Origin of the sequence: Streptomyces sp. T028 (genome assembly GCF_048159505.1) — a bacterium.
Taxonomy (GTDB): domain Bacteria; phylum Actinomycetota; class Actinomycetes; order Streptomycetales; family Streptomycetaceae; genus Streptomyces.
Map to the genome: position 1 here is coordinate 249,450 of NZ_JBLRVZ010000057.1, position 21,868 is coordinate 271,317.

Genomic DNA, 21,868 nt, shown 5'->3' on the forward strand with positions numbered 1-21,868 from the left:
CTGTCGCCGCGGCCGCAGCAGCGTCGCGGCCTCAGCGGCCTCAGAGCCTGTGTCATATCCCCGGCCGGGCGCGCGGCGTCTGGCACGCTCCCCCAGAGGGGGCACCCCCACCCCCCAGAGGGGGGACCCCCACCCCCAGAGGGGGGACCCCCACCCCCAGAGGGGGCACCCCCACCCCCAGAGGGGGGACCCCCAGCCGCGTTGCCGAAACGCCCACGTGGCTCCTCCCCCACGCTCGGCTTCGCTCGCGGGGGAGGGGCCCCATGACGCCGCACGCTGATCCGGCCGGGGATATGACACAGGCTCTCAGCCGCGGTCCGCCCATCGCCATGTCGCAACGAAAGGGCTTTTCATGCTGACGCCAGTCACCGAGCCGGCCTGGAGCGCGGTACTCCCGGACGACCACGAGGAGGCCGTCCAGCCGGACGACCTGCGGACCCGTACCGAGGAGCTCACCCGGCTCAAGGCGGTGATCCGCGAGGGGCCGAGCGCGGAGGCGACCGCCGCCCAGCGCGCCAAGGGGAAACTCACCGTCAGGGAACGCCTCGACCTGCTCTTCGACGAGGGGACGTTCATCGAGATCGAGGCCTTCCGCAAGCACCGGGCGACAGCCTTCGGACTGGCGGACAAGCGCCCCAGCACCGACGGGGTCGTCGTCGGCTGGGGGCAGGTCCACGGGCAGAAGGTCTTCGCCTACGCGCACGACTTCCGTATGTTCGGCGGCGCCCTGGGCGAGGCCCATGCCGCGAAGATCCACAAGCTGATGGACATGGCCGTCGCCGCCGGCGCCCCGCTGGTCAGCCTGTGCGACGGGGCGGGGGCCCGGATCCAGGAGGGCGTCACCGCGCTCGCCGGCTACGGCGGGATCTTCCGCCGTAACGCCCTGGCGTCCGGAGTCATCCCGCAGATCAGCGTGATCCTCGGACCGTGCGCGGGCGGGGCCGCCTACTCGCCCGCGCTGACGGACTTCGTGTTCATGGTCCGGGACATGGCCCAGATGTTCATCACCGGCCCGGACGTGGTCCAGGCCGTGACCGGCGAGCGGATCAGTATGAACGGCCTCGGCGGGGCGGACGTTCACGCGGGTGTCTCCGGCGTCTCGTCGTTCGTCTACGACGACGAGCACACGTGCATCGCCGACGTCCGGTACCTGCTGTCGCTGCTCCCCGCCAACAACCGGTCCCTGCCCCCGGTCGTCCCCTGCACGGACCCGGTGGACCGCAGGACCGACGCCCTCCTCGACCTCGTACCCTCGGTGCCCACCCAGGCGTACGACATCCTCCGGGTGATCGAGGAGATCGTGGACGACGGCGAGTACTTCGAGGTGCAGCCGAACTGGGCGCGCAACATCGTCTGCGCGTTGGCGCGGATGGGCGGCCGGGTGGTCGGGGTGGTCGCCAACCAGCCCATGGTCTCGGCGGGGACCCTGGACATCGACGCATCCGACAAGGGCGCGCGCTTCGTCCAGATGTGCGACTCCTTCAGCATTCCGCTGGTCACCCTGGTCGACGTGCCCGGCTTCCTACCGGGCAGGGACCAGGAGCACCAGGGGATCATCCGGCACGGGGCGAAGCTCCTCTACGCCTACTGCGTCGCCACCGTCCCCCGCGTCCAGCTGATCCTGCGCAAGGCCTACGGCGGCGCCTGGATCGTCATGGACTCGCGGTCCATCGGGACCGATCTGTCCCTGGCCTGGCCCACCAACGAGATCGCGGTGATGGGCGCCGAGGGCGCCGCGAACGTCATCTTCCGCCGGGAGATCGCGGCGTCGAGCGATCCGGAGGAGACGCGGGAGCAGTACATCCGCTCCTACCGCGAGGAGTTGGTGCACCCCTACTACGCGGCCGAGCACGGGCTGGTCGACGACGTCATCGACCCCGCGCACACCCGCGAGACCCTCGTCCGGGCGCTGGAGATGCTGGAGGGCAAACGCGGCTCCCTGGCGGCGCGCAAGCACGGCAACCCCCCGATGTAGTCATGACCGCGGACCCGTTGTTCACGATCCGCGCCGGGCGGCCGACCGAGCACGAGATCGCCGTCCTCACCGTGGCGCTGTTGACCTGCCTGCACCGGTCCGCCGCGGATCCGTCCGCGGTGGCCGGCGCGGTACCTCCCCTCCGCCCGGACGCGACCGAGGTGGCCGGCTGGGTGGACTGGCCCTGCCCGCATCAGCCCGCCGCCAACGGCTGGGGGCACCGGCCCGACTCGGGGTCGCCCGCGGCGGCCGACTGGCCCGAGTGGCCCGACCAGTAGTGCTTCGCCGTCTCGGGCGAGGGGGGTGTGACGCGAGCGCGTCACACCCCCCNCCCGACAGGCCGTCACTCAGGCATGGCACACCGGGAGACCGCCGTGGAACTCCACCATCTCCCCGAAGGCCATGGCCACGTCGATCGGCGCACCCGGTACCGCTCCGGCGAGCTCGGCGTAGGAGCGGTGCAGGTTCCCGACGATGCGCTCGGCGTCGAGGAACCCGGCCCACGCGCCCAGATCCGTGGCCCGGGCCGTCTCCAGCACCGACCGTCCGGCCCGCAGCCCCGAGTCCGCCACCTCCAGCAGCCAGCCCAGATAGGAAGCGGTCTCGTCCAGCAGCTCCGCACCGCCGACCGGCCCGTGACCGGGCACGACCGTCTCCGCCCCCAGCGCGCCCAGCCGCTCGATCGCCTCCAGCGAGCCGGTGACCGAGCCCATCAGACAGAACGGGGTGCTCCGGGACCACACGACGTCCCCGGCGAACAGGACGCCGTCGTCGGGCAGCCACACCACCGTGTCGCCGGTGGTGTGGGCCGTCCCGGGGTGCAGCAGGGCGATGCGCCGACCGCCCGAGTGGACGGCGGCCTCGTCGCCGCCGTAGGTCACGTCGGGTCCGAGAACCGGTGTCTCCCCCCACTCCACGTCCGGCCACAACCCGCGCAGCCCCGGGCCCGCGGCGATCTGGTCACGGGCGCAGTTCTCATGGGCGATGATCGTCGCCCGCGGCTTGAAGTAGGAGTTGCCGAAGGTGTGGTCGCCGTGGAAGTGCGTGTTGACGAGGAAGTCCGGCCCGGCCGGCGCCAGCGCGCCCACCGCCTCGGCCAGGGCGCGGGTACGGCGTTCGGTGGCGGCCGTGTCGACCAGCACCGCGCAGTCCCCGTCGAGGATCAGCCCGGCGTTGTTCAGGCACCACCCGCCGTCGGGCTGAATCCAGGCATATACCGACCGGGCGACCTCTCGCATTTCCGACCGGACCTGTTGAAGCGTCATTCCCGACTCCATTCCCGGTGCGACGTCATTTTGTCGGCGAGGATCACCAGAAGGACATGAGCCTCACTGGAATGCGGGAAGACCCGGTCGAGGGACAGTCGGGTGATATTCGGTGCACCGAGAATCCAGCCGATTTCCAGCTGCCCGGACAACGCTTCCTCAGGAAGGAAACCCATGCCTGAGGAGGAGTGCACCGTGGCTACGCAGACCGCCGAGCGGCAGAAGGTGACGGCCGAGGAGTACATGGAGATCCTCGGTTTCTACGCCCGACAGTGCCGCCTGATGGATGCCCTGAAGATCGAGGAGTTCGCCGACACCTTCACCGAGGACGGTGTCATCGACCACGCGCACCGCGGAGAGCGCCTCGCCGGCCGCGAGGCGATGGTCACGGCGATGCGGGCCGCGCTCCCGCGGTACAGGTCGGTCGTGCCGCGGCACTGGTTCGACCACTACCTCGTCGAGAGGACCGAGGACGGCTGGCGGGTGGACTACGTCTGCCTGGTCACGCGGACCGACGCCACCGGGAAGGTGGACTTCGAGCCGACCTTCACCGTGGTCGACGAACTGGTGCGCACCGAGACGGGCGGGATCCGGACCCGGGAGCGCGTCATCGACCAGGACCGTCCGGCCTCCTGAGGCCGAGGACCACGATGAAGGGGATAGTCCTCGCAGGAGGCACGGGGACCCGGCTGCATCCGATCACCCTGGCCGTGTCGAAACAGCTCCTCCCCGTCAGTGACAAGCCGATGATCTACTACCCGTTGTCGGTGCTCATGCTGGCCGACATCCGGGAGATCCTCGTCATCACCACGCCCACCGACATGCCGTACTTCCAGCGGCTGCTCGGCGACGGCTCGCGGCTGGGCCTCTCGCTCAGCTACGCCGCGCAGGAGAAGCCCGGCGGCCTGGCGCAGGCGTTCACCATCGGGGCCGACTTCATCGGCGCCGACCCGGTCGCCCTGGTGCTGGGGGACAACATCTTCCACGGCTCGGGATTCCGGGAGCTGCTGCGCCGCAACGCCCGCGACGTGGACGGCTGCGTCCTCTTCGGCTACCCGGTACCGGACCCCGAGCGGTACGGGGTCGGGGTGACCGACGCCGAGGGGCGGCTGGTCTCGCTCGAGGAGAAGCCGGCCGAACCGAAGTCCGACCGGGCGATCACCGGCCTGTACTTCTACGACAACGACGTCGTGGACGTGGCCAAGAACCTGAGCCCGTCGCCGCGTGGCGAACTGGAGATCACCGACGTCAACCGGTGGTACCTGGAACGCCGCAGGGCCAAGCTGATCGAGCTCGGCCGGGGCTTCGCCTGGCTCGACACGGGCACCCCCGAGGCGCTGCTCAAGGCCGGCATCTACGTGCAGGCCATGGAGGAGCGCATGGGGGTGCGTATCGCCTGTCTGGAGGAGGTCGCGCTGCAGATGGGCTTCATCGACGCCGAGACGTGCCGCCGGCTGGGCGAGGGAATGGCCAAGTCGCCGTACGGCCGGTACGTGATGGAGGTCGCCGCCGAAGCCGTCGGCGTCGGCTACCGCCGTCGGCTCGTCGGCGCGAAGCGAGGGGTTTGACCCCGGCGCACCGAGGCCGGCCGGGAGGCCGGCCGTCAGGGTCTGTCCGGCGGATCATACGAAGTGATCCGCCGGACGGACCCTACGCCGCGGTCAGGATCTCCAGGACGGCCACCGTCCAGGCGAAGCCGCCGCCCGCGCTGACCAGCGCCCCCGTCCGGCCCGGGCGCAGCGCACCGGTCCGTGTCAGATGGGCGAGCCCGGCGAACATGTCGCCGGCGCCGAGGTGGCCGACCCCCGATCCCCAGGGCCACGTGGTCCGCTCCGGGTCGAGGTCCAGCGCCGAGAAGAACTGGAAGTCCATCTTCGCGCGGCCGAGGTGGGGCAGCACCGTCCAGTCGAGGTCCTCCTGCTTCACGTCCGCCTCGAGCAGGGCCTGTTCGAAGGCCGCCCGCTGTCCGGTGTGCAGCCGGTCGATCAGCTCCGACATGCCCATCTCCTTCACCAGGCGGGCGCGGGGCTCCTCCACACTGATCGGGGTCCTGGTCTCCAGCGGGGTCGTGGCGAAGGGATCGTCGCCCCGCCCCATCTTCTCCAGGGTCGGGTCGGACACCGTCACCAGACTGCGGATCAGCGCGAAACCGTCCTCCGTGGACAGCACGATCGCGGTGCCGCCGTCCCCGAGCACGGTCCCCGGGTCGGTGGTCCACCGGTCGATCCCCGGCAGGCAGAACCGGTCGCCGGTCGTCACGAGGGCACCGCGGCGGCCGGCGTCCGCGCGCAGATAGGCCACCGCGAGCTCCAGGGCGGCCATCCCGCCGTTGGACAGCTGCTCGACGGCCAGCGAAAGGCACGCGTTGCCGACGGCCTCGCGCTGCACGTACGAGGCGGGCGCCCACAGGTCGTAGCCCTGGAAATAGCTGCTGGCGTGCAGGACCAGGTCGATGTCATGGGGCGCGGCGCCCGCGTGGCGCAGCGCCTCCCGTGCGGCCCTGACCGCCATCTGCGGTCCGGCCTCCGTGCCGACGCACACCGACCGCATCCGGGTGCGCCGCACGGTCCATTCGTCGGTCAGCCCCTGCCGGACCGCCTCCTCGGCCGGCATGGCCGGCGGCAGATGAAGCCCCACCCCGGAAACGAACACCTCTTTTTCTGGCACCGCTTTTCCCTCCGCCCGACGGCATTCGGCCGTCGAGCCTGCACGGTGCCGCTCGGAGGTGGCTCAAATCCAGACGGAGCCGGATCTTGTTCCCGATTCTCGATCGGGGCTCAGGTGAACGTCGAATCCCCTGACCCATAGTGCGGCAGCGAGGAAAGACGGAAAGGACGGCAACCGGATGTCGCTCACAGCGCAACAGCCGAATCTGCCGGTCGCACTCGTCTTCCCCGGCCAGGGTGCGCAGTACCCACGCATGGCCGCGGGTCTGTACGAGCACGACTCGACGTTCACCTTCTGGATGGACGAGGCGTTCCGGCTCCTGGGACAGGACGGTCCGCGGCTACGGCGGGAATGGCTCGCCGAGGTGCCGTCGGCGCAGTACGACGACGTGACGGTGGCTCAGCCGTTGCTCTACGCCGTGAACCACGCCCTCGGACGGATGGTGCTCGGCTGGGGCGTGCGCCCGGCGGCCCTGCTCGGGCACAGCGTCGGGGAGTTCGCCGCGGCGACCCTGGCCGGGATTCTCGGTTTCGACGACGGCATACGCCTGATGCGTGAGCGGGTCGTGCACTTCGCCGACACACCGCCCGGCGGGATGCTGGCCGTCGCGGCCACCACCGACGACGTCGCCGACCTGCTCGGCGAGGAGGTGCACCTGGCCGCGGTGAACGCCGCCCGCCAGCTCCTGCTCGCCGGGGAGCGCGAACCCCTGGCCCGGGCGGCCCGGGAGCTGGACGGACGGGGTGTCGTCTGCCGCCAGGTGCTGGCCAGGCAGGCCTTCCACAGCCCCGCGGTCGACGACGCCGTACGCGCGACCCTGCCCGGGTTCCGGGCCGTGCCGCTGCGACGGCCGGACGTCCCCTTCTACTCCGCCTGCACGCCCGGTCTGCTCGCCGAGAAGGAGGCGCTGGACCCTGACTTCTGGGCCTGGCAGGCCGCCCGGACCGTGTACTTCGCACCGGCGCTCACCGCCCTGCTCGCCGCGCACGACTGCCTGCTGCTGGAGGCCGGTCCGGGCGACGGCCTCAGCCGGCTGGCCCGCCGCCAACCCCAGGTGATCGCCGGGCGCAGCCTCGTCCAGCCGCTGGTGCCGGGAGACCGCGACGACCGCGAGGCCGCGGGCGAGGTACGGCGCCGGCTCAGAGCCTGTGTCATATCCCCGGCCGGGCGCGCGACGCCTGGCACGCACGCACGGCTTCGCTCGCGCGGGAGGGGCCCCCATGACGCCGCGCGCTGATCCGGCCGGGGATATGACACAGGCTCTCCCCCTCGTCGCCGCCGGCGACCGGCACGACCGACCCGACCACCGACACAGCCGACGGGACTGACATGACTGAGGTGATCCACATGACCGGTGCGTCCGGGGAGCCCGTGGCCGTGGTGGGCATGGCCTGCCGCTTTCCCGGCGCCGACGATCTCGACGGCTTCTGGCGGATGCTGCGCCGGGGCGGCGACGCCATAGGCCCGGGTACGGGCCTGCGCGAGGGCCGCCGTCCCGGCGGATACCTGCGCGACGTCGAGCTCTTCGACGCGGAACTGTTCGGGATCTCGCCGCACGAGGCCGCCCTGATGGACCCGCAGCAGCGCCTGCTGCTCGAACTGTGCTGGCACGCCCTGGAGGACGCGCGCATCCCGCCCACGGCCGGCGGTGCGACCGGCGTCTTCGTCGGATCCTGCTCGGACGACTACTCGCTGCTGAGCCGTATGTCCGCGGTGGCGGACGCCTACACCATGACCGGCACGGCACGGACCTTCCTCGCCAACCGCCTCTCCTACTTCTTCGGGTTCACCGGCCCCAGCACCGTCGTCGACACCGGCCAGTCCTCCTCACTGACCGCCCTCGACCAGGCGCTGGGCAGTCTGCGGCGCCGGGAGTGCACGACCGCGGTGGTCGCGGGCGTCCAGCTCAACCTCACCCCGACGGGCGACCGGCTCATCGAGGAGCTCGGGGCGATGTCGCCGACCGGCCGCTGCCACACCTTCGACGCCAGCGCCGACGGGATCGTACGAGGTGAGGGCGCCGGCGTTCTGGTCCTCAAGCCGCTCCAGGCAGCCCTCGCCGCCGGGGACCGGGTGTACTGCACCGTGCTGGCCACCGCCGTCAACAACGACGGCGGCGGCGCCAGCCTGACCACCCCCACCCAGGACGCCCAGCAGAACATGCTGGCCGAGGCCTACCGCCGGGCGGGCGTGGATCCGGCCGGGGTCGCGTACGTGGAACTGCACGGCACCGGCACCAAGGCCGGCGATCCGGTGGAGGCCCGAGCCCTCGGTGGTGTCCTCGGCCGGGGCCGGCCCGCGGACCGGCCGCTGCTGGTCGGCTCGGTGAAGACCAACATCGGGCATCTGGAGGGCGCGGCCGGTGTCGCCGGGCTGATCAAGACCGCGGCGAGCCTCTTCCACCGCGAACTCCCGCCGACCCTCAACCACCGGCGGCCCAACCCCGACATCGACCTCGACGGACTGCGGCTGCGCGTCAGCACCCGACGGCGGACCTGGCCGGCCGACGAGGGGCCGCTGGTCTGCGGCGTCTCGGCCTTCGGCCTCGGCGGCACGAACGCCCACGCCGTGCTCGGCGAGGTGCCCCGGCGGGAGGCCGCCACACCGGCGTCTCGTGCGCGGGTGTCCGACGAGCCGGTGCCCGTGCTGCTCTGCGGGCACACCGACGCGGCGCTCCGGGCCCAGGCGGCCCGGCTGGCCGACCAGCTGGAGCGCCACGCCGGGGCCGACCTCCGCGACCTCGGCCTCGCCTCCGCGACGACCCGCGCGGCCCTGCCCGTACGCGCCGCCGTCATCGTCTCCGAACACGCGGAACTGGTCACCCGGCTCCGGGAGCTGGCCGACGGAGCCTCCGCCGACGGGGTGACGGTCCTCATGGGCCGGGCGGGAGCGGAGCCGACGGCCCGACCGGCAGCCGGGAACGAGCCCGCCACGGCCGCCGCGACGGCGGGTGCCGCCTTCGTGCTGGGCAAGCCGGTGGACTGGCTCGCGGTCTACGGCCCGCAGGCCCGGCCGGCCGAGCTGCCGCTGTACCCCTTCCAGCGGCGCCCGTACTGGCTGGACACGGCGACGCCCACCGGCCCCGCCACCGAGGGCTCCGCGCCCCCGTGGTCCGGAGACCCGCTGGACCTGGTCCTCGACCTCACCGCCGAGATCCTCGGCCGGGCACCCGGCGCCGACCTCGACCTCGACGCCACGTTCACCGACCTCGGTCTGGACTCCCGCATGGCCGTGGCGCTGCGTACCGCCGTCGGCAGGGCCATCGGCCGCGTCCTGCCGACGACCCTGCTGTTCGACCACCCCACTCCGGCGGCGCTCATCGAGGCGCTCCGGTCGGACGACACGAAAGGTCACGAGTTTCGATGACTCCCCAGACCGGACCAGTGGACGGTGACCAGGAAGCCGTCGCCGTCGTGGCCATGGGCTGCCGTTACCCGGGCGGTGTGCGTACGCCCGCGGACCTGTGGCAGCTGGTCGCGGACGGCCGCGACGCGACGTCCTCCTTCCCGGCCGACCGCGGCTGGCGTGCGGCGGACCTCGCCGACGGCCGCTCCGCCACCACCCGCGGGGGCTTCCTCGACGACGCCGACCGCTTCGACGCCAAGTTCTTCGGCATCTCGCCCCGCGAGGCGGAGGGAATGGACCCCCAGCAGCGGGTGCTGCTGGAGACGGCCTGGGAGACCTTCGAGCGGGCCGGCCTGAGCCGGGACGCCCTGACGGGCAGCAACACCGGTGTGTTCGTCGGGGCGATGGCCCAGGAGTACGGGCCGCGCCTGCACGAGGACAACCAGGGCGCCGGCGGCTACCGCATCACCGGCAGCTCGACCAGCGTCGCCTCGGGGCGCATCGCCTACTGCTTCGGGCTGCGCGGCCCGGCCCTCACGGTGGACACGGCGTGCTCGTCCTCGCTGGTCGCCGTACACCTGGCCGTGCGGGCGCTGCGCGCCGGCGAGTGCGACCTGGCGCTGGCCGGCGGTGTCGCGGTGATGTCGACGCCCGGCATGTTCGTCGACTTCACCCGGCAGGGCGGACTCTCCCCCGACGGGCGCTGCCGCCCCTTCTCCGACGACGCGGACGGCACCGCCTGGGCGGAGGGCGCCGGACTGCTGCTGCTGGAGCGCCTTTCGGACGCCCGCGCGCGCGGTCACCGCGTCCTCGCCGTGGTGCGGGGCACCGCCACCAACTCGGACGGCGCGAGCAACGGTCTCACCGCGCCCAACCGGGCGGCCCAGGAGGACGTCATCCGGCAGGCCCTGAGCCAGGCCGGACTCGACCCGCACGACGTCGACGCGGTCGAGGCGCACGGCACCGGCACCGAACTCGGCGACCCCATCGAGGCGCGGGCGCTGTCCGCCGTCTACGGCCAGGGCCGCGGTGCCGACCGCCCGCTCTGGCTGGGCTCGCTGAAGTCGAACCTCGGGCACGCCCAGGCCGCGGCGGGCGTCGCCGGTGTGATCAAGATGGTGGAGGCGCTGCGCGCCGGTGTCCTGCCCGCCACGCTGAACGTCTCCCGGCCCACCCACCACATCGACTGGGACCGCAGCGGCCTCGCGCTGCTGACCGAGGCACGCCCGTGGGAGCGGGGGAACGGGCCACGGCGGGCCGGGGTCTCCGCGTTCGGGATCAGCGGGTCCAACGCCCACCTGGTGATCGAGGAGGCCGAGCCCGAGCCCGAGCGGGAACCCGCCGCCGACACGACGACACCGCTGGTGTGGGCCCTCTCCGCCCCGCACACCGACTCGCTGCGCGCCCAGGCCAGGGCCCTCGCCGACCACGTCGGCCGGGCACCGCGGGACGCGCCCGAGGACGTGGCGCACACCCTGCGCGCCCGCACCGGGTTCCGGCAGCGCGGCATCGTGATCGCCGACAGCCGCGAGGACCTGCGGACCGGACTGGAGTCGCTGGCCTCCGACACCCCGCTGCCTAAGACGCCCGGGCGCTACCGGTCGCCGACCGTGCTGCGCACCGAGTCCTACCGCGACCTGGCCGGGCCGGTCTTCGTCTTCCCCGGGCAGGGATCGCAGTGGCGCGGGATGGGTCTCGCCCTGATGGAGGAGTCGGCGGTCTTCCGCGCCAGTATGGAGGCCTGCGCGGAGGAGCTGGCCCCGCTGTGCGACTGGCGGCTGACCGACGCGCTGCGCGGCGAGGGGCTGGAACGGGTCGATGTCGTCCAGCCCGCGCTGTTCTCGGTGATGGTGTCGCTGGCCGCGCTGTGGAAGTCGGTCGGTGTCCGGCCCGCCGCGGTCGTCGGCCACTCCCAGGGAGAGATCGCCGCGGCCCACGTGGCCGGTGCCCTCGGCCTCGCCGACGCCTGCCGGGTGGTGGCCCTGCGCAGCCAGGCCCTGGCACAGCTCGCGCCCCCCGGTGGGATGGCGTCCGTCCTGCTGGGCGCCGCGGAGACCCAGCGGCTGCTCAACAGCGTGGACGGGGTGAGCGTCGCGGCGGTCAACTCCGCGACCTCGACCGTGGTCGCCGGGGACGTCGCGGGCCTCACCGATCTGCTGGCCCGTTGCGAACGCCAGGGCATCGACGCGCGGCGCATCGAGGTCGACTACGCGTCGCACACCGAGGCGATGGAGCGGCTCGAGGAGCGCCTGCTCACCGACCTGGCCGGGATCTCCCCGCGCTCCTGCGACACCAAGCTCCACTCGACGCTGACCGGCACCGTCATCGACACCGCGGAGATGGACGCGACGTACTGGTGCGACAACCTGACCAACACCGTGCGGTTCGAGCCGGTGCTGCGGGGGCTGGTGGAGCGACGGCACCGCACCTTCATCGAGGTCAGCCCGCACCCCGTGCTGACCTTCGCGGTCCAGGAGGTCCTGGACGCGGCCGGGGCGAGCGGCACCGTACTGGGCACCCTGCGCCGGGACAGCGGCGGTGCGGGCCAGTTCCTGGCGTCGGCCGCGGCCCTCCCCGACTCCGCGGGGCCGGTGGACCTCGCCACGCTGCAGCCCGCGGGCCGTCAGATCGACCTGCCGTCCTTCCCGTTCGACCGCACACGGTTCTGGGTGACCGCACCGTCCGCCGGAACCGGCGACGGCGGCGGCGCGTTCACCGCGGCGCCGACCGAGCTGCCCTCCGGCCAGACCGTCGTCACCGCGTCCGTCGACCGGGAGCGCTACCCGTGGCTGGCCGACCATGTGGTCCGGGGGGCCGCGCTGGTGCCGGCGACCGTGTTCCTGTCCCTGCTCGGCGAGATCGGCGAGCGGATCGGCCGCCCCGTCGTGGCCGACCTCACCCTCGGCGTGCCGCTGCCGCTGCCCGAGCAGGGGGCGGCGGACCTGCGGATCGTCCTCGAACCCGAGGACGCCGCCGGGCACCGGGCCCTGACCGTGCACGCGCGCCAACCCGACGGTGGGTGGGTGCGGCACGCCACGGGCGCGCTGGCCGGCCGTGATCCCGCGCCGGCCGCCCCGCCCGCGCGCTGGTCCACCGAGGGCGCCTCCCCGGTCGACGTCACCGGGGCCTACGAGCGGCTCGCCCGGCGTGGCTACCACTACGGTCCGGCGTTCGCCGGACTGCGCGGACTGTGGACGCGCGGTGCGGAGATCCTCGCCGAGGTGGCCCTGCCCGACGCGGACCCGGGCGACTTCGCCGCCGCGCACCCGGCACTGCTCGACGCGGCTCTGCACCCCGCCGTGCTCCGGGCGGGTGCCGGACTGCTGGTGCCGTTCGCCTGGCGTGACACCGTCCTGCTGCCCACCGACACCCGGACCCTGCGCGTGCACGCGCGGCCGGACGGAGACGATCTGTCCCTGACCCTCTTCGACGGTCAGGACCGGTTCGTCGGCTCGGTGCGGTCGCTGGCGCTGCGGCCGTTGCCCGCCGAGGAGCGCGGCGTCAGCCTCGAACCGGTGTGGGAGAGGCTGCGCGGCACGCAGGCGCCCGGCCCCGACGAGTGGGTGACGGTGGGCGCGGGCGACCTGTGGGACCGGCCGGACTTCCCCGACCTGGAGTCGGTGACGCTCCCGGTGCCGGCGGTCGTGGTGGCCCCGCTCGGCTCCGCCCAGGGCGCGGACGGCGCCCCGGCCCATGCCGAGCGGCTGGCTCTCGCCGCCGCCGACCTGGTGCAGAGCTGGCGCGCCGACTCCAGGTTCACCGCCTCGCGGCTCGCCGTGGTCACCCGGGGCGCGCTCGCCGTCTCCGACCGCGAACCCGTCCACGACCTGGCCGCCTCGGCGGTCACCGGACTGGTGCGCTCGGCGCAGGCCGAACACCCCGACACCTTCGTGCTGATCGACGTCGACGACGACCCGGCGTCCCTGCGGGCCCTGCCGCAGGCGCTCGCCAGTGGTGAGCCCGAGGTGGCCCTGCGGGCGGGGCGGCTGTACCGGCCGCGGCTGCGGACCGCCCGCGAGAGCGGGCTGCGGCCCCCGGCCACAAGCCGGGCCTGGCGGCTCGACGTCACCGCCAAGGGCACCCTCGACGACCTCGCGCTCGTCGAACACCCGGAGGCCGAGGCCGAGCTGGGCCCCCGTCAGGTGCGGGTCGAGGTGCGCGCGGCCGGGCTGAACTTCCGTGACATCACCGTCGGCCTCGGCCTCGTCGCCACCGAGAGGACCATGGGCAGCGAAGGCGCGGGCGTGATCACCGAGGTCGGCGCCGAGGTGACCCGCTTCGCGGCCGGCGACCGGGTGTTCGGGATGTTCGAGCGCTCGCTGGGCCCGGTGGCCGTTGCCGACGAACGCATGGTCAAGCCGCTCCCGGACGGCTGGAGCTTCGCCCAGGCGGCCGGCGTGCCCATCGTGTTCATCACCGCCTACCAGTGCCTGGTCGACGTGGCCGGCACCCGGCCGGGCGACAAGGTGCTGATCCACACCGCGACCGGCGGCGTCGGACTGGCGGCGATCCAGCTAGCCCGGCACCTGGGCGCCGACGTGTTCGCCACCGCCCGCCCCGACAAGCAGGCGACGCTGCGCGCCCGGGGCGTCCCCGACGACCACATCGCCTCCTCCCGCACGCTCGACTTCGCCGACGAGTTCCGGGCCGTCACCGGCGGCCGGGGCGTGGACGTCGTACTGAACTCGCTGTCGGGCAGGGCCCTCGACCTCTCCCTCGGCCTGCTGGCGCCGGGCGGCCGGTTCGCCGAGATGGGCAAGACCGATCTGCGCGACGTGGCCGCCACGGAGGCCGAGCACCCCGGGATCACCTACCGGGCGTACAACATCCTGGGCGTCGGGCCGGATCGGATCAGCGAGGTCCTGGAGGAGCTCGTCGCCCTGTTCGAGACGGGCGCGCTGCGCCACCTGCCGGTGCGCACCTGGGACGTCCGGGACGGCCGCGTGCCGCTGCGCATGCTCAGCCGGGCCCGCCACCAGGGCAAGCTCGTGCTGACCATGCCGCGCTCCTACGATCCGCTGCGCCCGACGCTGATCACCGGCGGCACCGGCGGTCTCGGCGCCGAGCTGGCCCGGCACCTGGTCACCGAGCGCGGCGCCCGGCAGCTGGTGCTGGTGAGCCGGAGCGGGCCGGGCGCCGAGGGCGCGGCGGAGCTGAGTGCGGAACTGACCGCGTACGGGGCTCAGGTGTCCGTGGTGGCCTGCGACGTCACCGACGCCGACGCCGTCGCGAAGGTGGTCGCCGAGTACGAGCCCGGCAGCGTCTTCCACACCGCCGGGGTGCTGCGCGACGGGCTGGTCACCGGGCTCACGCCGGTCCAGCTGCGGGCGGTGCTGCGGCCCAAGGTCGCCGGGGCCTGGCAGCTGCACCGGCTCACCGAGCACCTGGACCTGTCGGCGTTCGTGCTGTTCTCCTCGGTGGCGGGGGTGCTCGGCAACCCGGGCCAGGCGAACTACGCGGCGGCCAACACCTACCTCGACGCCCTCGCGCAGTACCGCCGGGCGCGGGGGCTGGAGGCGACGTCGCTGGCGTGGGGCCTGTGGCGGGTGCCCACCGGGATGACCGGCCATCTGACCGAGGCCGACACCGCCGCGCTGGCCCGGATCGGGATCGCCCCGCTGGACAGCCGGGACGGGATGCGGCTCCTCTTCGAGAACCTGGCCTCGCCCGCGCCGGTGCGGGTGCCGCTGCGGCTCGCCCCGGACGAGCTGCGGCCCGGGAGCCGTGCGGCCCGTCTGCTCGGGGACCTGCCGGACCTGCCGGGCCTGCCGGGCCTGCCGCGGACGGACACACCCCTCACGCCCTCCGCACCGGCGCCCGCACCGGCCGTCGTACCGGCACCGCCGGCACCGGTACCCGCACCCGCGCCCGCTGCCGCCCCCGTGCCTGCCGCGGCGGCGTCCTCGGGGGACGACGACCTCATGCGGCTCGTCCGTACCCACACCGCCGAGGTGCTGGGCTACCTCGAACCGTCCGCGGTCGGCCCCGAGGACCCCTTCAAGGAACTCGGCTTCGATTCGCTGCTCAGTGTCGACCTGCGCAACCGGCTCGCCGCCGCGACCGGGCTCCGGCTCCCCGCCGGCGCCGTACTGGACCACCCGACGCCGCGGGAACTTGTCAAGTTCATCTCAGGACTGGAGGGCGCGTGATGGCACGCGAGGCCGAAACCGGCACCATCGACGGCACCACCGAAGTGACCCACCGCATCGAGGTGTCGGCCCCGGCGACGGCGGTCTACCGGATCGTCGCGGAAGTGGGCCTGTGGCCGCTGTACTTCCCGCCCACCGTGCGGGCCGAGCGGACCGGCGGCGACGAGACCGACGAGCGGATCCGGATCTGGGCGCTGGCCAACGGCGAACTGCGCACCTGGGAGTCGCGGCGCCGGCTGGACCCGGTCGCGTTCCGGATCGAGTTCGAACAGATCCAGCCGCGCGAGCCGGTCGCGGCCATGGGCGGCACCTGGCGGATCACCGAGCGGAGCGACGGCGGCTGCACGGTGGAGCTCGACCACTTCTACCGGGCGGTCGACGGCGATCCGGTGGCCCATGAGCGCATCACCCGGGCCGTCGACACCAACAGCCGCTCGGAGTTGGAGCACCTCAAGCGGGCGGCCGAACGAGGGGACGCGGAGCAGGAGCTGTTGTTCGACTTCGCCGACACGGAGACCATCACCGGCTCGATCGAGGACGCGTACGCCTTCATCTACGAGGCGTCCCGGTGGCCAGAACGGCTTCCACACGTGGCACGGATCGAACTCCGCGAGGAGGAGACCGGGCTGCAGTTCATGGAGATGGACACCCGCTCCCCGGACGGCTCGCTGCACACCACGGCGTCCGGCCGGGTCTGCGAGCCGCTGCGGCGGATCACCTACAAGCAGACCACCCTGCCGCCGGTGCTCCACGCGCACAACGGGGAGTGGCGGTTCGAGGAGGGCCCGGAGGGCACCGTGAAGGTCACCTCGCACCACCAGGTCCTCCTCGACCCGGCCGGCATCAAGGCCCTGCCCGACCCGCCCGAGACGCTGGCCGGCGCCCGGCAGGCGGTGCGGCACGCGCTGGGCTCGAACAGCCGGGCCACCATGGCCAAGGCCCGCGAGTTCGTCCAGGACCGGTGAGGGGGACACCATGACGACCGACACCGACACCGACACGACCGACACCGACACCGACACGGCCGACGCGACGCAGGTGCTGGACCGGGTCCGGGCGTTCGTCCGCGCGGAACTGCTGCCCAGGGCCGAGTACTTCGACGGCCTGCCCGAACAGCCCACCGTCGAGTCGGCCCGGATGCACACGGCCGGGCTGGCCAACTGGTGGATCCCGGCCGCGTACGGCGGCGCCGGGGTGTCCCTCCAGGACAGCGTGGACATCGTGTCCGAACTGGCCTACGGCGACGCCGGCTTCGCGTTCGGCTCCTTCCTGTCGGTTCTGGGCACGGTGATGCTCCAGCTCCACGGCGACGAGGCGGTGGCACGACCCGTACTGGAGCGCCTCGTCCAAGGCGGCGGCCGGCTCGGAATCCTCGGGAGCGAGGAGGACGCGGGCAGCGAGCTCAACCGCACCGCCACCACCTACCGCCGCGACGGCGACGATCTGGTGCTCGACGGGGAGAAGTACTTCTCCACCAACTCCGAACCCGCCGACACCCTGCTCGTGCTCGCCCGGTCCGCCGACGACGACGGCGACTACGCCGTCGTCGCGGTGCCCCGTGCCGCTCCCGGGGTGGAGATCATCAAGCGCTGGGACATGCTCGGCGTCCGGGGCGCGGGCACCTACCGGGTCCGGCTGCGCGACTGCCGGGTGCCCGCCGTCGGCCGACTGCGCGGCAACGGTCTGCGTCTGCTGGAGATCGGCCTGAACGCCAGCCGTATCCTCATCGCCGCCACCGCGATCGGGGTCGCCCGCCGGATCCGGGACCTGTCCATGGAGTACGCGGCGCAGAAGCGGATCAAGGGCGCTCCGCTGCGGGAGAACGCCGTGTTCGCCGCCAAGCTCGGCCAGATCGAGATGACCATCGACGTGATGCGCCATCAGTGCCGGGCGGCGGCGGCCGAGTTCGACCGGTACCTGGCGGCGGACAACCCGGCCGCGGCGCTGTACCGGGTCGGCACGCTGCGCTCGGCCCTCGCCGCCAAGCTGTACTGCGGCCAGGCCGGCTGGCAGGTGGCGACGACCGGCTCGGAGATGTTCGGCGGGCTCGGCTACACCCACGACCATCCGATCGGGAAGCTGGTGCGCGACCTGCGCTACGTCGCGATCGTGGAGGGCGGCGACGACGTGATGCGCGAGCTGATCTACGCCAGGTACGTCGTTCCCGTCGGCAAGCGCCGCTGACGGGCGGCGCGCGACGGCGAAGGGGAGGGGCCGGTCGGCGGGCCCCTCCCCTTCGTCCCTTCGGATCAGGCGTCCTCGGCAACGGGCGGCGCCTGACGCGCACCGGGCACACTCACCCGGGGCGGCGGCAGCACCCCGTCCACCAGATACCGCTCGACGTACGCCTCCAGGCGCGGATTGCTCCCGCTGAGCACGTAGACCTCGTGGTCGCCGGAGTCCTCCACCATGATCAGATGGTGGCCGAGGAGTTCCGCCAGGGCCTCACCGCCCTCGCGGTGGTCCATCGGATCGCCGTCGGCCTGCACGACCAGGCCCGTCGGATAACCGTCCCGGGCGAGCACGGTGGGCGGCTCGGGCGACTGGAAGGTGCGGAACGCCCCGACCCACGGAGCCGCCCGCAGCACACCGTGCCCGTAGGGGTAGCGCTCCCGGCAGGTGCGCATGTCCGCGTAGTAGGTCTCCAGGTCGGTCGGCCACTCCGTCTCCAGCGTCACCGCCTCGAGCACACTCTGCCGCCACTGCTCGCTGGCCCGTGCTCCCCAGCCGCCCGTGGTGTGCTCGGCCAGCAGCGCGGCCGTCCGCTCGTCGGAGCCCTCGGAGCCCTCGGAGCCCTCGGCGGTCGTGGCCCGCAGCGCCCCGACCAGCAGACCCAGCCGCTCCCACGCCGAACGGTCGGTGGCCAGGCCGCCCACGATGCCGTCGAAGGACGTACGCGCGGCCGTCCCGAGCCGGCTCTCCAGTGCCGCGGCGACACCCTCCACGGCGGCCACGGTCAGCGCGGCCGTCGTTCCCAGGGCGAAGTGGTTGTCGCGTCTCGCGGTCCACTCGGCCCAGCGGTCCACGTTCTCGCGGACCGCCCGCGCCTGGGCCACGAACTGCTCACGCCAGGTCCAGCGGGGATGCACGCAGGAGTCGAGCACACTCCGGTCCAGACGCTCGGGGAACATCGTCCCGTAGACGGCGCCCACGTAACTGCCGTACGCGTAACCGAGGAAGTTCAGCTTCTCCTCGCCCAGCGCGACCCGGATGCTCTCCAGGTCGCGGGCCGTGTTGCGGGTGTTGATGTGCGGGCGTACCCCGCCGCCGGCCCGCAGGCAGCCGAGCTCGCGCTCACGCATGTCGGCGGCCATCGCCTCGAACACCGAGTCGGGCGGTCGGGAGTCGAAGGGCACGGTGGTGGGGGTGACCTCGATGCGCAGCGGCGTCGAGGCGCCGGTGCCGCGCGGGTCGAAGCCGATCAGGTCGTACACCTCCGCGAGCGGGGTGCCGGCCAGCCGGGAGGGCATGCCGGTGCCGAGGCCGCCGTCGCCGCCGGGCCCCCCGGTCACCCCGATCAGGACGCCCCGACGGCGCGCGGGATTCCCGGCACGCAGCCGGCTGACGGCGAGGGAGATCCGCTCGCCGTCCGGATCCGCGTGGTCGAGCGGGACCTCGAGCGTCGCGTACTCCAGGCGTTCGCCTGGTCCTGCGGCCGTCCATGTCAGCCGCTCGCCGGTCTTCGGCATGGGTCCTCCTGTGGGCCATGAGTGCCGTACGTACCGGCCAGGCTCCAGCGAGCCTCTCGAAACGACCTGGAGTGCGGGGCGCGCCGCGTTCGATCGAGCCCCCAGTGGCTCCCCAGGACACCGCGGCATGGTGGGGCGGCGACAGCACCGCGGGCACCCGTGGAACGTACGCCGACGCGGGTCCGTGCACCGTACGCGAACGCAGGAAGGACACGACGCATGGCCAGGATCACCTACCGGAGTCCGGACGGAACCGCGACGACCCTCGACGTCCCCGAGGGGAACTCCGTGATGCGGGGAGCGGTCGTCAACCGCGTCGACGGCATCGTCGGCGAGTGCGGCGGCGGCGCCATGTGCGCGACCTGCCACGTCTACGTCGACCGCGGCAGCCCGGTCACGCTGCCGGCCGTGTCCGACATCGAGGACGAACTGCTGCACACGACGGCCTGCCCGCGCCGGGAGAACAGCCGGCTCAGCTGCCAGCTGCCGGTCACCGACGAGATCGACGGGCTGGTGGTGGACGTCCCGGAGCGGCAGGTGTGACGCGGGCCGCTCCGGGGCCCGGTCGCGTCAGAACGCGGCGGCGTGGTCGGACACCCAGTCGCCGTAGGTGCGAGCGGGCCGGCCGGTGATCTTCTCGACGTCGGCCGTGACCAGGGCGGGCCGGCCGACCGAGTCGGCCCAGACCTTGAGGATGCCGTCGAGGATCGGACCGGGGACATGCGCGCTCATCGCCTGGCGCACCGCCTCCACGGGCAGCTCCTGGTAGGTGATGGGGCGCCCGAGCACATCGCCGATGATGTCGGCCTGGTCGGCATGGCTCAGCGACTGCGGGCCGGTGAGCCGGTGGATCTGCCCGGCGTGACCGTCCTCGGTGAGCGCGGCCACGGCCACGGCGGCGATGTCGGCCTCGTGGATCGGCGCGGCGGTGGCATCGGCGTAGGCACCGCGGACGACGTCACCGGCCCTGGTCTGCCCGGCCCACATCAGCGTGTTGGCGGCGAACACGTCGGGCCGCAGGAAGGTCCACTCCAGGTCGGAGCCCCGCAGCGCCTGCTCGATCTCGGCGTGGTAGGCGGCGATCGGCCCGTCCTGCTCCTCGGCGTCGTCGTCCACCGAGCCGGAGGACAGCAGCACCACCCGGCGTACGCCGGCGGCCTCGGCGGCGGCGACGAAGGCCGGTCCGCTGCCGGGGACGGCGAACAGGAACACCGCCTCGACCCCCTCCAGGGCGGTGGCCAGCGACGCCGGGTCGGCCAGATCGACCGCGACGGTCCGCGCTCCGGCAGGCCACGTCGCCCGCTCCGGCTCGCGGGACGCGGCCCGCACCTCGCGGCCCTGTCCGAGCAGCATCTCCAGTGCGTGACGGCCGACGTTCCCGGTGGCTCCGGTGACGAGGATCATGGTGTTCTCCCTTGCTGTGCCCGTGGTTCTGCTTGCCTGTGGTTCGGCCTGGCCTTCGGGGGCCGGCAGGTACGACACTAGGAAGCCCTGAGGACAGGTTCTGTCCTCGACCGGGCGCGATCGATGAGGAGATTCCAGCCAGATGCTCGAGACCTCGGCCCGATTACTGCGGCTGCTGTCCTTACTGCAGTCCCGTTCCGACTGGTCCGGCCGGGAACTGGCCGAGCGGCTGGGCGTGACGACGCGCACCGTCCGCCGGGACGCGGACCGGCTGCGCGAGCTGGGCTACCCGGTGCGGTCCCTGACCGGCCCCGGCGGCGGCTACCAGCTCGGCGTCGGCGCGGCACTGCCGCCGCTGCTGCTGGACGACGACGAGGCCGTCGCGGTGACCGTCGGACTGCGGGCCGCCGCGTCCGGCTCGGTGGCGGGCATCGAGGAGACCTCGCTCAGGGCCCTGGCGAAGCTTGAACAGGTCCTGCCCTCGCGGCTGAAGCACCGGGTGGCGGCGATGCAGTCGGCGATCCTGCCGCTGACGGCGTCCGGCCCGACCGTGGACGCGAACCTGCTGGCCGCGCTGGCCGCCGCGTGCCGGGGACACGAGGGCGTGCGCTTCGGCTACCAGGGCACGACGCGCCGCGTCGAGCCGTACCGTCTGGTCCACACCGGCCGCCGCTGGTATCTGCTGGCCTTCGACCTGACGCGCGACGACTGGCGCACCTTCCGTCTCGACCGCATCGACACCGCCCCGCAGTCCGGCCCCCGGTTCACCCCCCGCCGCGGCCCCGCCGAGGACCTGAACGCCTACCTCACCGACAAACTGTCCTCGGCCCCGTACCGCTACCGGGCGACCATCCTCTTCCACTGCCCCTGGGAAGCCCTCGTCGAGCACACGTCCCCGACCGCCGGCCGCCTGGAGCGGTACGACGACCACTCGTGCCTGTTCCACACCGGCGCCGCCACCCTGGACGAGATCGCGCTGCACATCGCGCTCAAGGGCGTCGACTTCCGGGTCATCGACCCGCCGGAACTCAACGACCGTCTCCGCGCCCTGGCCGCCCGGCTCACACGCGCCGCCGACCAGGCCCCGTTAGGCGCGGAGTGAGGTCGGCAGGCGTTCGCGGGCCACGGCGCGCCGCTCGTCCTCGCCGCCGACCGGCTGGGCACCGGCACCGGTGAACCGCGGGCCGCTTGCCCCGTGCCGGAACGACCAGTCAGCGGCCACGGGCCGCGACACCCGCGCGACCTCGGTGAAGCAGGAACCCCGGCGGGCGACCGCTGGAAGCCACGCCCTAGGGCGTGTTTCGAAAGTCCCGCCTGCCCGGCGACGCCTGGCACGCACGCTCGCCGCGTTGTCGGGATCACCCCGATACATCC

General features: G+C 73.2%; 16 protein-coding genes. 11 read left to right on the plus strand and 5 right to left on the minus strand.

The window, feature by feature from the left end:
• Positions 1-352: 352 nt before the first annotated feature.
• Together ACLZN2_RS43715 and ACLZN2_RS43720 are read left to right on the plus strand one after the other, a co-directional pair.
• Positions 353-1,975 carry an acyl-CoA carboxylase subunit beta gene (locus tag ACLZN2_RS43715; RefSeq protein ID WP_416985353.1) on the plus strand — a complete coding sequence of 541 codons (1,623 nt, stop codon included), beginning with the start codon at positions 353-355 and terminating at the stop codon, positions 1,973-1,975.
• 2 nt (positions 1,976-1,977) lie between these two features.
• Positions 1,978-2,253 (plus strand): hypothetical protein, encoded by a 276-nt coding sequence (locus ACLZN2_RS43720; protein WP_416985354.1) that lies wholly within the window; start codon positions 1,978-1,980, stop codon positions 2,251-2,253.
• Positions 2,254-2,322: 69 nt separating this feature from the next.
• Here ACLZN2_RS43720 and ACLZN2_RS43725 read toward each other — a convergent pair whose 3' ends face one another.
• Positions 2,323-3,240, minus strand: coding sequence for an MBL fold metallo-hydrolase (locus ACLZN2_RS43725; protein ID WP_416985355.1), 918 nt, complete (start codon positions 3,238-3,240; stop codon positions 2,323-2,325).
• A 195-nt stretch (positions 3,241-3,435) separates the two neighbouring features.
• Between ACLZN2_RS43725 and ACLZN2_RS43730 the strand changes: the two genes are divergently transcribed.
• Both ACLZN2_RS43730 and rfbA read left to right on the plus strand, forming a co-directional pair.
• On the plus strand, positions 3,436-3,876 hold the full coding sequence (locus tag ACLZN2_RS43730; RefSeq protein ID WP_416985356.1) for a nuclear transport factor 2 family protein: 441 nt from the start codon (positions 3,436-3,438) through the stop codon (positions 3,874-3,876).
• Between the two features lie 14 nt (positions 3,877-3,890).
• The gene (rfbA, locus tag ACLZN2_RS43735; protein ID WP_416985357.1) at positions 3,891-4,808 is read left to right on the plus strand and encodes a glucose-1-phosphate thymidylyltransferase RfbA; all 918 of its coding nucleotides are present in this window, start codon (positions 3,891-3,893) and stop codon (positions 4,806-4,808) included.
• An 82-nt stretch (positions 4,809-4,890) separates the two neighbouring features.
• Here the strand turns inward: rfbA and ACLZN2_RS43740 are convergent, their stop codons facing one another.
• Positions 4,891-5,907 carry a ketoacyl-ACP synthase III family protein gene (locus ACLZN2_RS43740; RefSeq protein WP_416985358.1) on the minus strand — a complete coding sequence of 339 codons (1,017 nt, stop codon included), beginning with the start codon at positions 5,905-5,907 and terminating at the stop codon, positions 4,891-4,893.
• A gap of 178 nt (positions 5,908-6,085) precedes the next feature.
• Between ACLZN2_RS43740 and ACLZN2_RS43745 the strand changes: the two genes are divergently transcribed.
• The 5 genes from ACLZN2_RS43745 (at position 6,086) to ACLZN2_RS43765 (ending at position 17,585) form a co-directional block, all read left to right on the plus strand.
• A complete protein-coding gene (locus ACLZN2_RS43745; protein WP_416985359.1) occupies positions 6,086-7,144 on the plus strand; it encodes an acyltransferase domain-containing protein in 1,059 nt (352 codons plus the stop codon).
• Positions 7,145-7,236: 92 nt separating this feature from the next.
• On the plus strand, positions 7,237-9,273 hold the full coding sequence (locus ACLZN2_RS43750; protein ID WP_416985360.1) for a beta-ketoacyl synthase N-terminal-like domain-containing protein: 2,037 nt from the start codon (positions 7,237-7,239) through the stop codon (positions 9,271-9,273).
• Positions 9,270-15,401, plus strand: coding sequence for a type I polyketide synthase (locus tag ACLZN2_RS43755; protein ID WP_416985361.1), 6,132 nt, complete (start codon positions 9,270-9,272; stop codon positions 15,399-15,401). Before ACLZN2_RS43750 ends, ACLZN2_RS43755 begins: the two co-directional genes overlap by 4 nt.
• Positions 15,401-16,366, plus strand: coding sequence for an aromatase/cyclase (locus ACLZN2_RS43760; protein WP_416985362.1), 966 nt, complete (start codon positions 15,401-15,403; stop codon positions 16,364-16,366). Before ACLZN2_RS43755 ends, ACLZN2_RS43760 begins: the two co-directional genes overlap by 1 nt.
• Before the next feature lie 10 nt (positions 16,367-16,376).
• The gene (locus tag ACLZN2_RS43765) at positions 16,377-17,585 is read left to right on the plus strand and encodes an acyl-CoA dehydrogenase family protein (protein WP_416985363.1); all 1,209 of its coding nucleotides are present in this window, start codon (positions 16,377-16,379) and stop codon (positions 17,583-17,585) included.
• A gap of 65 nt (positions 17,586-17,650) precedes the next feature.
• Here the strand turns inward: ACLZN2_RS43765 and ACLZN2_RS43770 are convergent, their stop codons facing one another.
• Entirely contained in the window at positions 17,651-19,090 is a 1,440-nt protein-coding gene (locus tag ACLZN2_RS43770) for an alpha/beta fold hydrolase (RefSeq protein ID WP_416985364.1), read from the minus strand.
• A 219-nt stretch (positions 19,091-19,309) separates the two neighbouring features.
• Here ACLZN2_RS43770 and ACLZN2_RS43775 point away from each other — a divergent pair, with 219 nt between their 5' ends.
• Complete coding sequence (locus ACLZN2_RS43775; RefSeq protein ID WP_416985365.1) at positions 19,310-19,633, plus strand: 2Fe-2S iron-sulfur cluster-binding protein; 324 nt, start codon at positions 19,310-19,312, stop codon at positions 19,631-19,633.
• Between the two features lie 27 nt (positions 19,634-19,660).
• On the opposite strand, the gene ACLZN2_RS43780 is transcribed toward ACLZN2_RS43775, so the two are convergent.
• Positions 19,661-20,494 (minus strand): NAD(P)H-binding protein, encoded by an 834-nt coding sequence (locus ACLZN2_RS43780; RefSeq protein WP_416985366.1) that lies wholly within the window; start codon positions 20,492-20,494, stop codon positions 19,661-19,663.
• Positions 20,495-20,636: 142 nt separating this feature from the next.
• On the opposite strand from ACLZN2_RS43780, the gene ACLZN2_RS43785 reads away from it, so the two are divergent.
• Positions 20,637-21,596 carry a helix-turn-helix transcriptional regulator gene (locus ACLZN2_RS43785; RefSeq protein ID WP_416985367.1) on the plus strand — a complete coding sequence of 320 codons (960 nt, stop codon included), beginning with the start codon at positions 20,637-20,639 and terminating at the stop codon, positions 21,594-21,596.
• Here the strand turns inward: ACLZN2_RS43785 and ACLZN2_RS43790 are convergent.
• On the minus strand, positions 21,582-21,868 hold a 287-nt coding region (locus tag ACLZN2_RS43790; protein WP_416985368.1), incomplete at its 5' end, for a hypothetical protein. The genes ACLZN2_RS43785 and ACLZN2_RS43790 overlap by 15 nt on opposite strands.

Coding starts and splice junctions, on each gene's coding strand:
- ACLZN2_RS43785 (WP_416985367.1), top strand. CDS start 20,637: ATGCTCGAGACCTCGGCCCGATTACTGCGGCTGCTGTCCTTACTGCAG.
- ACLZN2_RS43775 (WP_416985365.1), top strand. CDS start 19,310: ATGGCCAGGATCACCTACCGGAGTCCGGACGGAACCGCGACGACCCTC.
- ACLZN2_RS43755 (WP_416985361.1), top strand. CDS start 9,270: ATGACTCCCCAGACCGGACCAGTGGACGGTGACCAGGAAGCCGTCGCC.
- ACLZN2_RS43780 (WP_416985366.1), bottom strand. CDS start 20,494: ATGATCCTCGTCACCGGAGCCACCGGGAACGTCGGCCGTCACGCACTG.
- ACLZN2_RS43745 (WP_416985359.1), top strand. CDS start 6,086: ATGTCGCTCACAGCGCAACAGCCGAATCTGCCGGTCGCACTCGTCTTC.
- ACLZN2_RS43725 (WP_416985355.1), bottom strand. CDS start 3,240: ATGACGCTTCAACAGGTCCGGTCGGAAATGCGAGAGGTCGCCCGGTCG.
- ACLZN2_RS43770 (WP_416985364.1), bottom strand. CDS start 19,090: ATGCCGAAGACCGGCGAGCGGCTGACATGGACGGCCGCAGGACCAGGC.
- rfbA (WP_416985357.1), top strand. CDS start 3,891: ATGAAGGGGATAGTCCTCGCAGGAGGCACGGGGACCCGGCTGCATCCG.
- ACLZN2_RS43760 (WP_416985362.1), top strand. CDS start 15,401: ATGGCACGCGAGGCCGAAACCGGCACCATCGACGGCACCACCGAAGTG.
- ACLZN2_RS43720 (WP_416985354.1), top strand. CDS start 1,978: ATGACCGCGGACCCGTTGTTCACGATCCGCGCCGGGCGGCCGACCGAG.
- ACLZN2_RS43715 (WP_416985353.1), top strand. CDS start 353: ATGCTGACGCCAGTCACCGAGCCGGCCTGGAGCGCGGTACTCCCGGAC.
- ACLZN2_RS43750 (WP_416985360.1), top strand. CDS start 7,237: ATGACTGAGGTGATCCACATGACCGGTGCGTCCGGGGAGCCCGTGGCC.
- ACLZN2_RS43765 (WP_416985363.1), top strand. CDS start 16,377: ATGACGACCGACACCGACACCGACACGACCGACACCGACACCGACACG.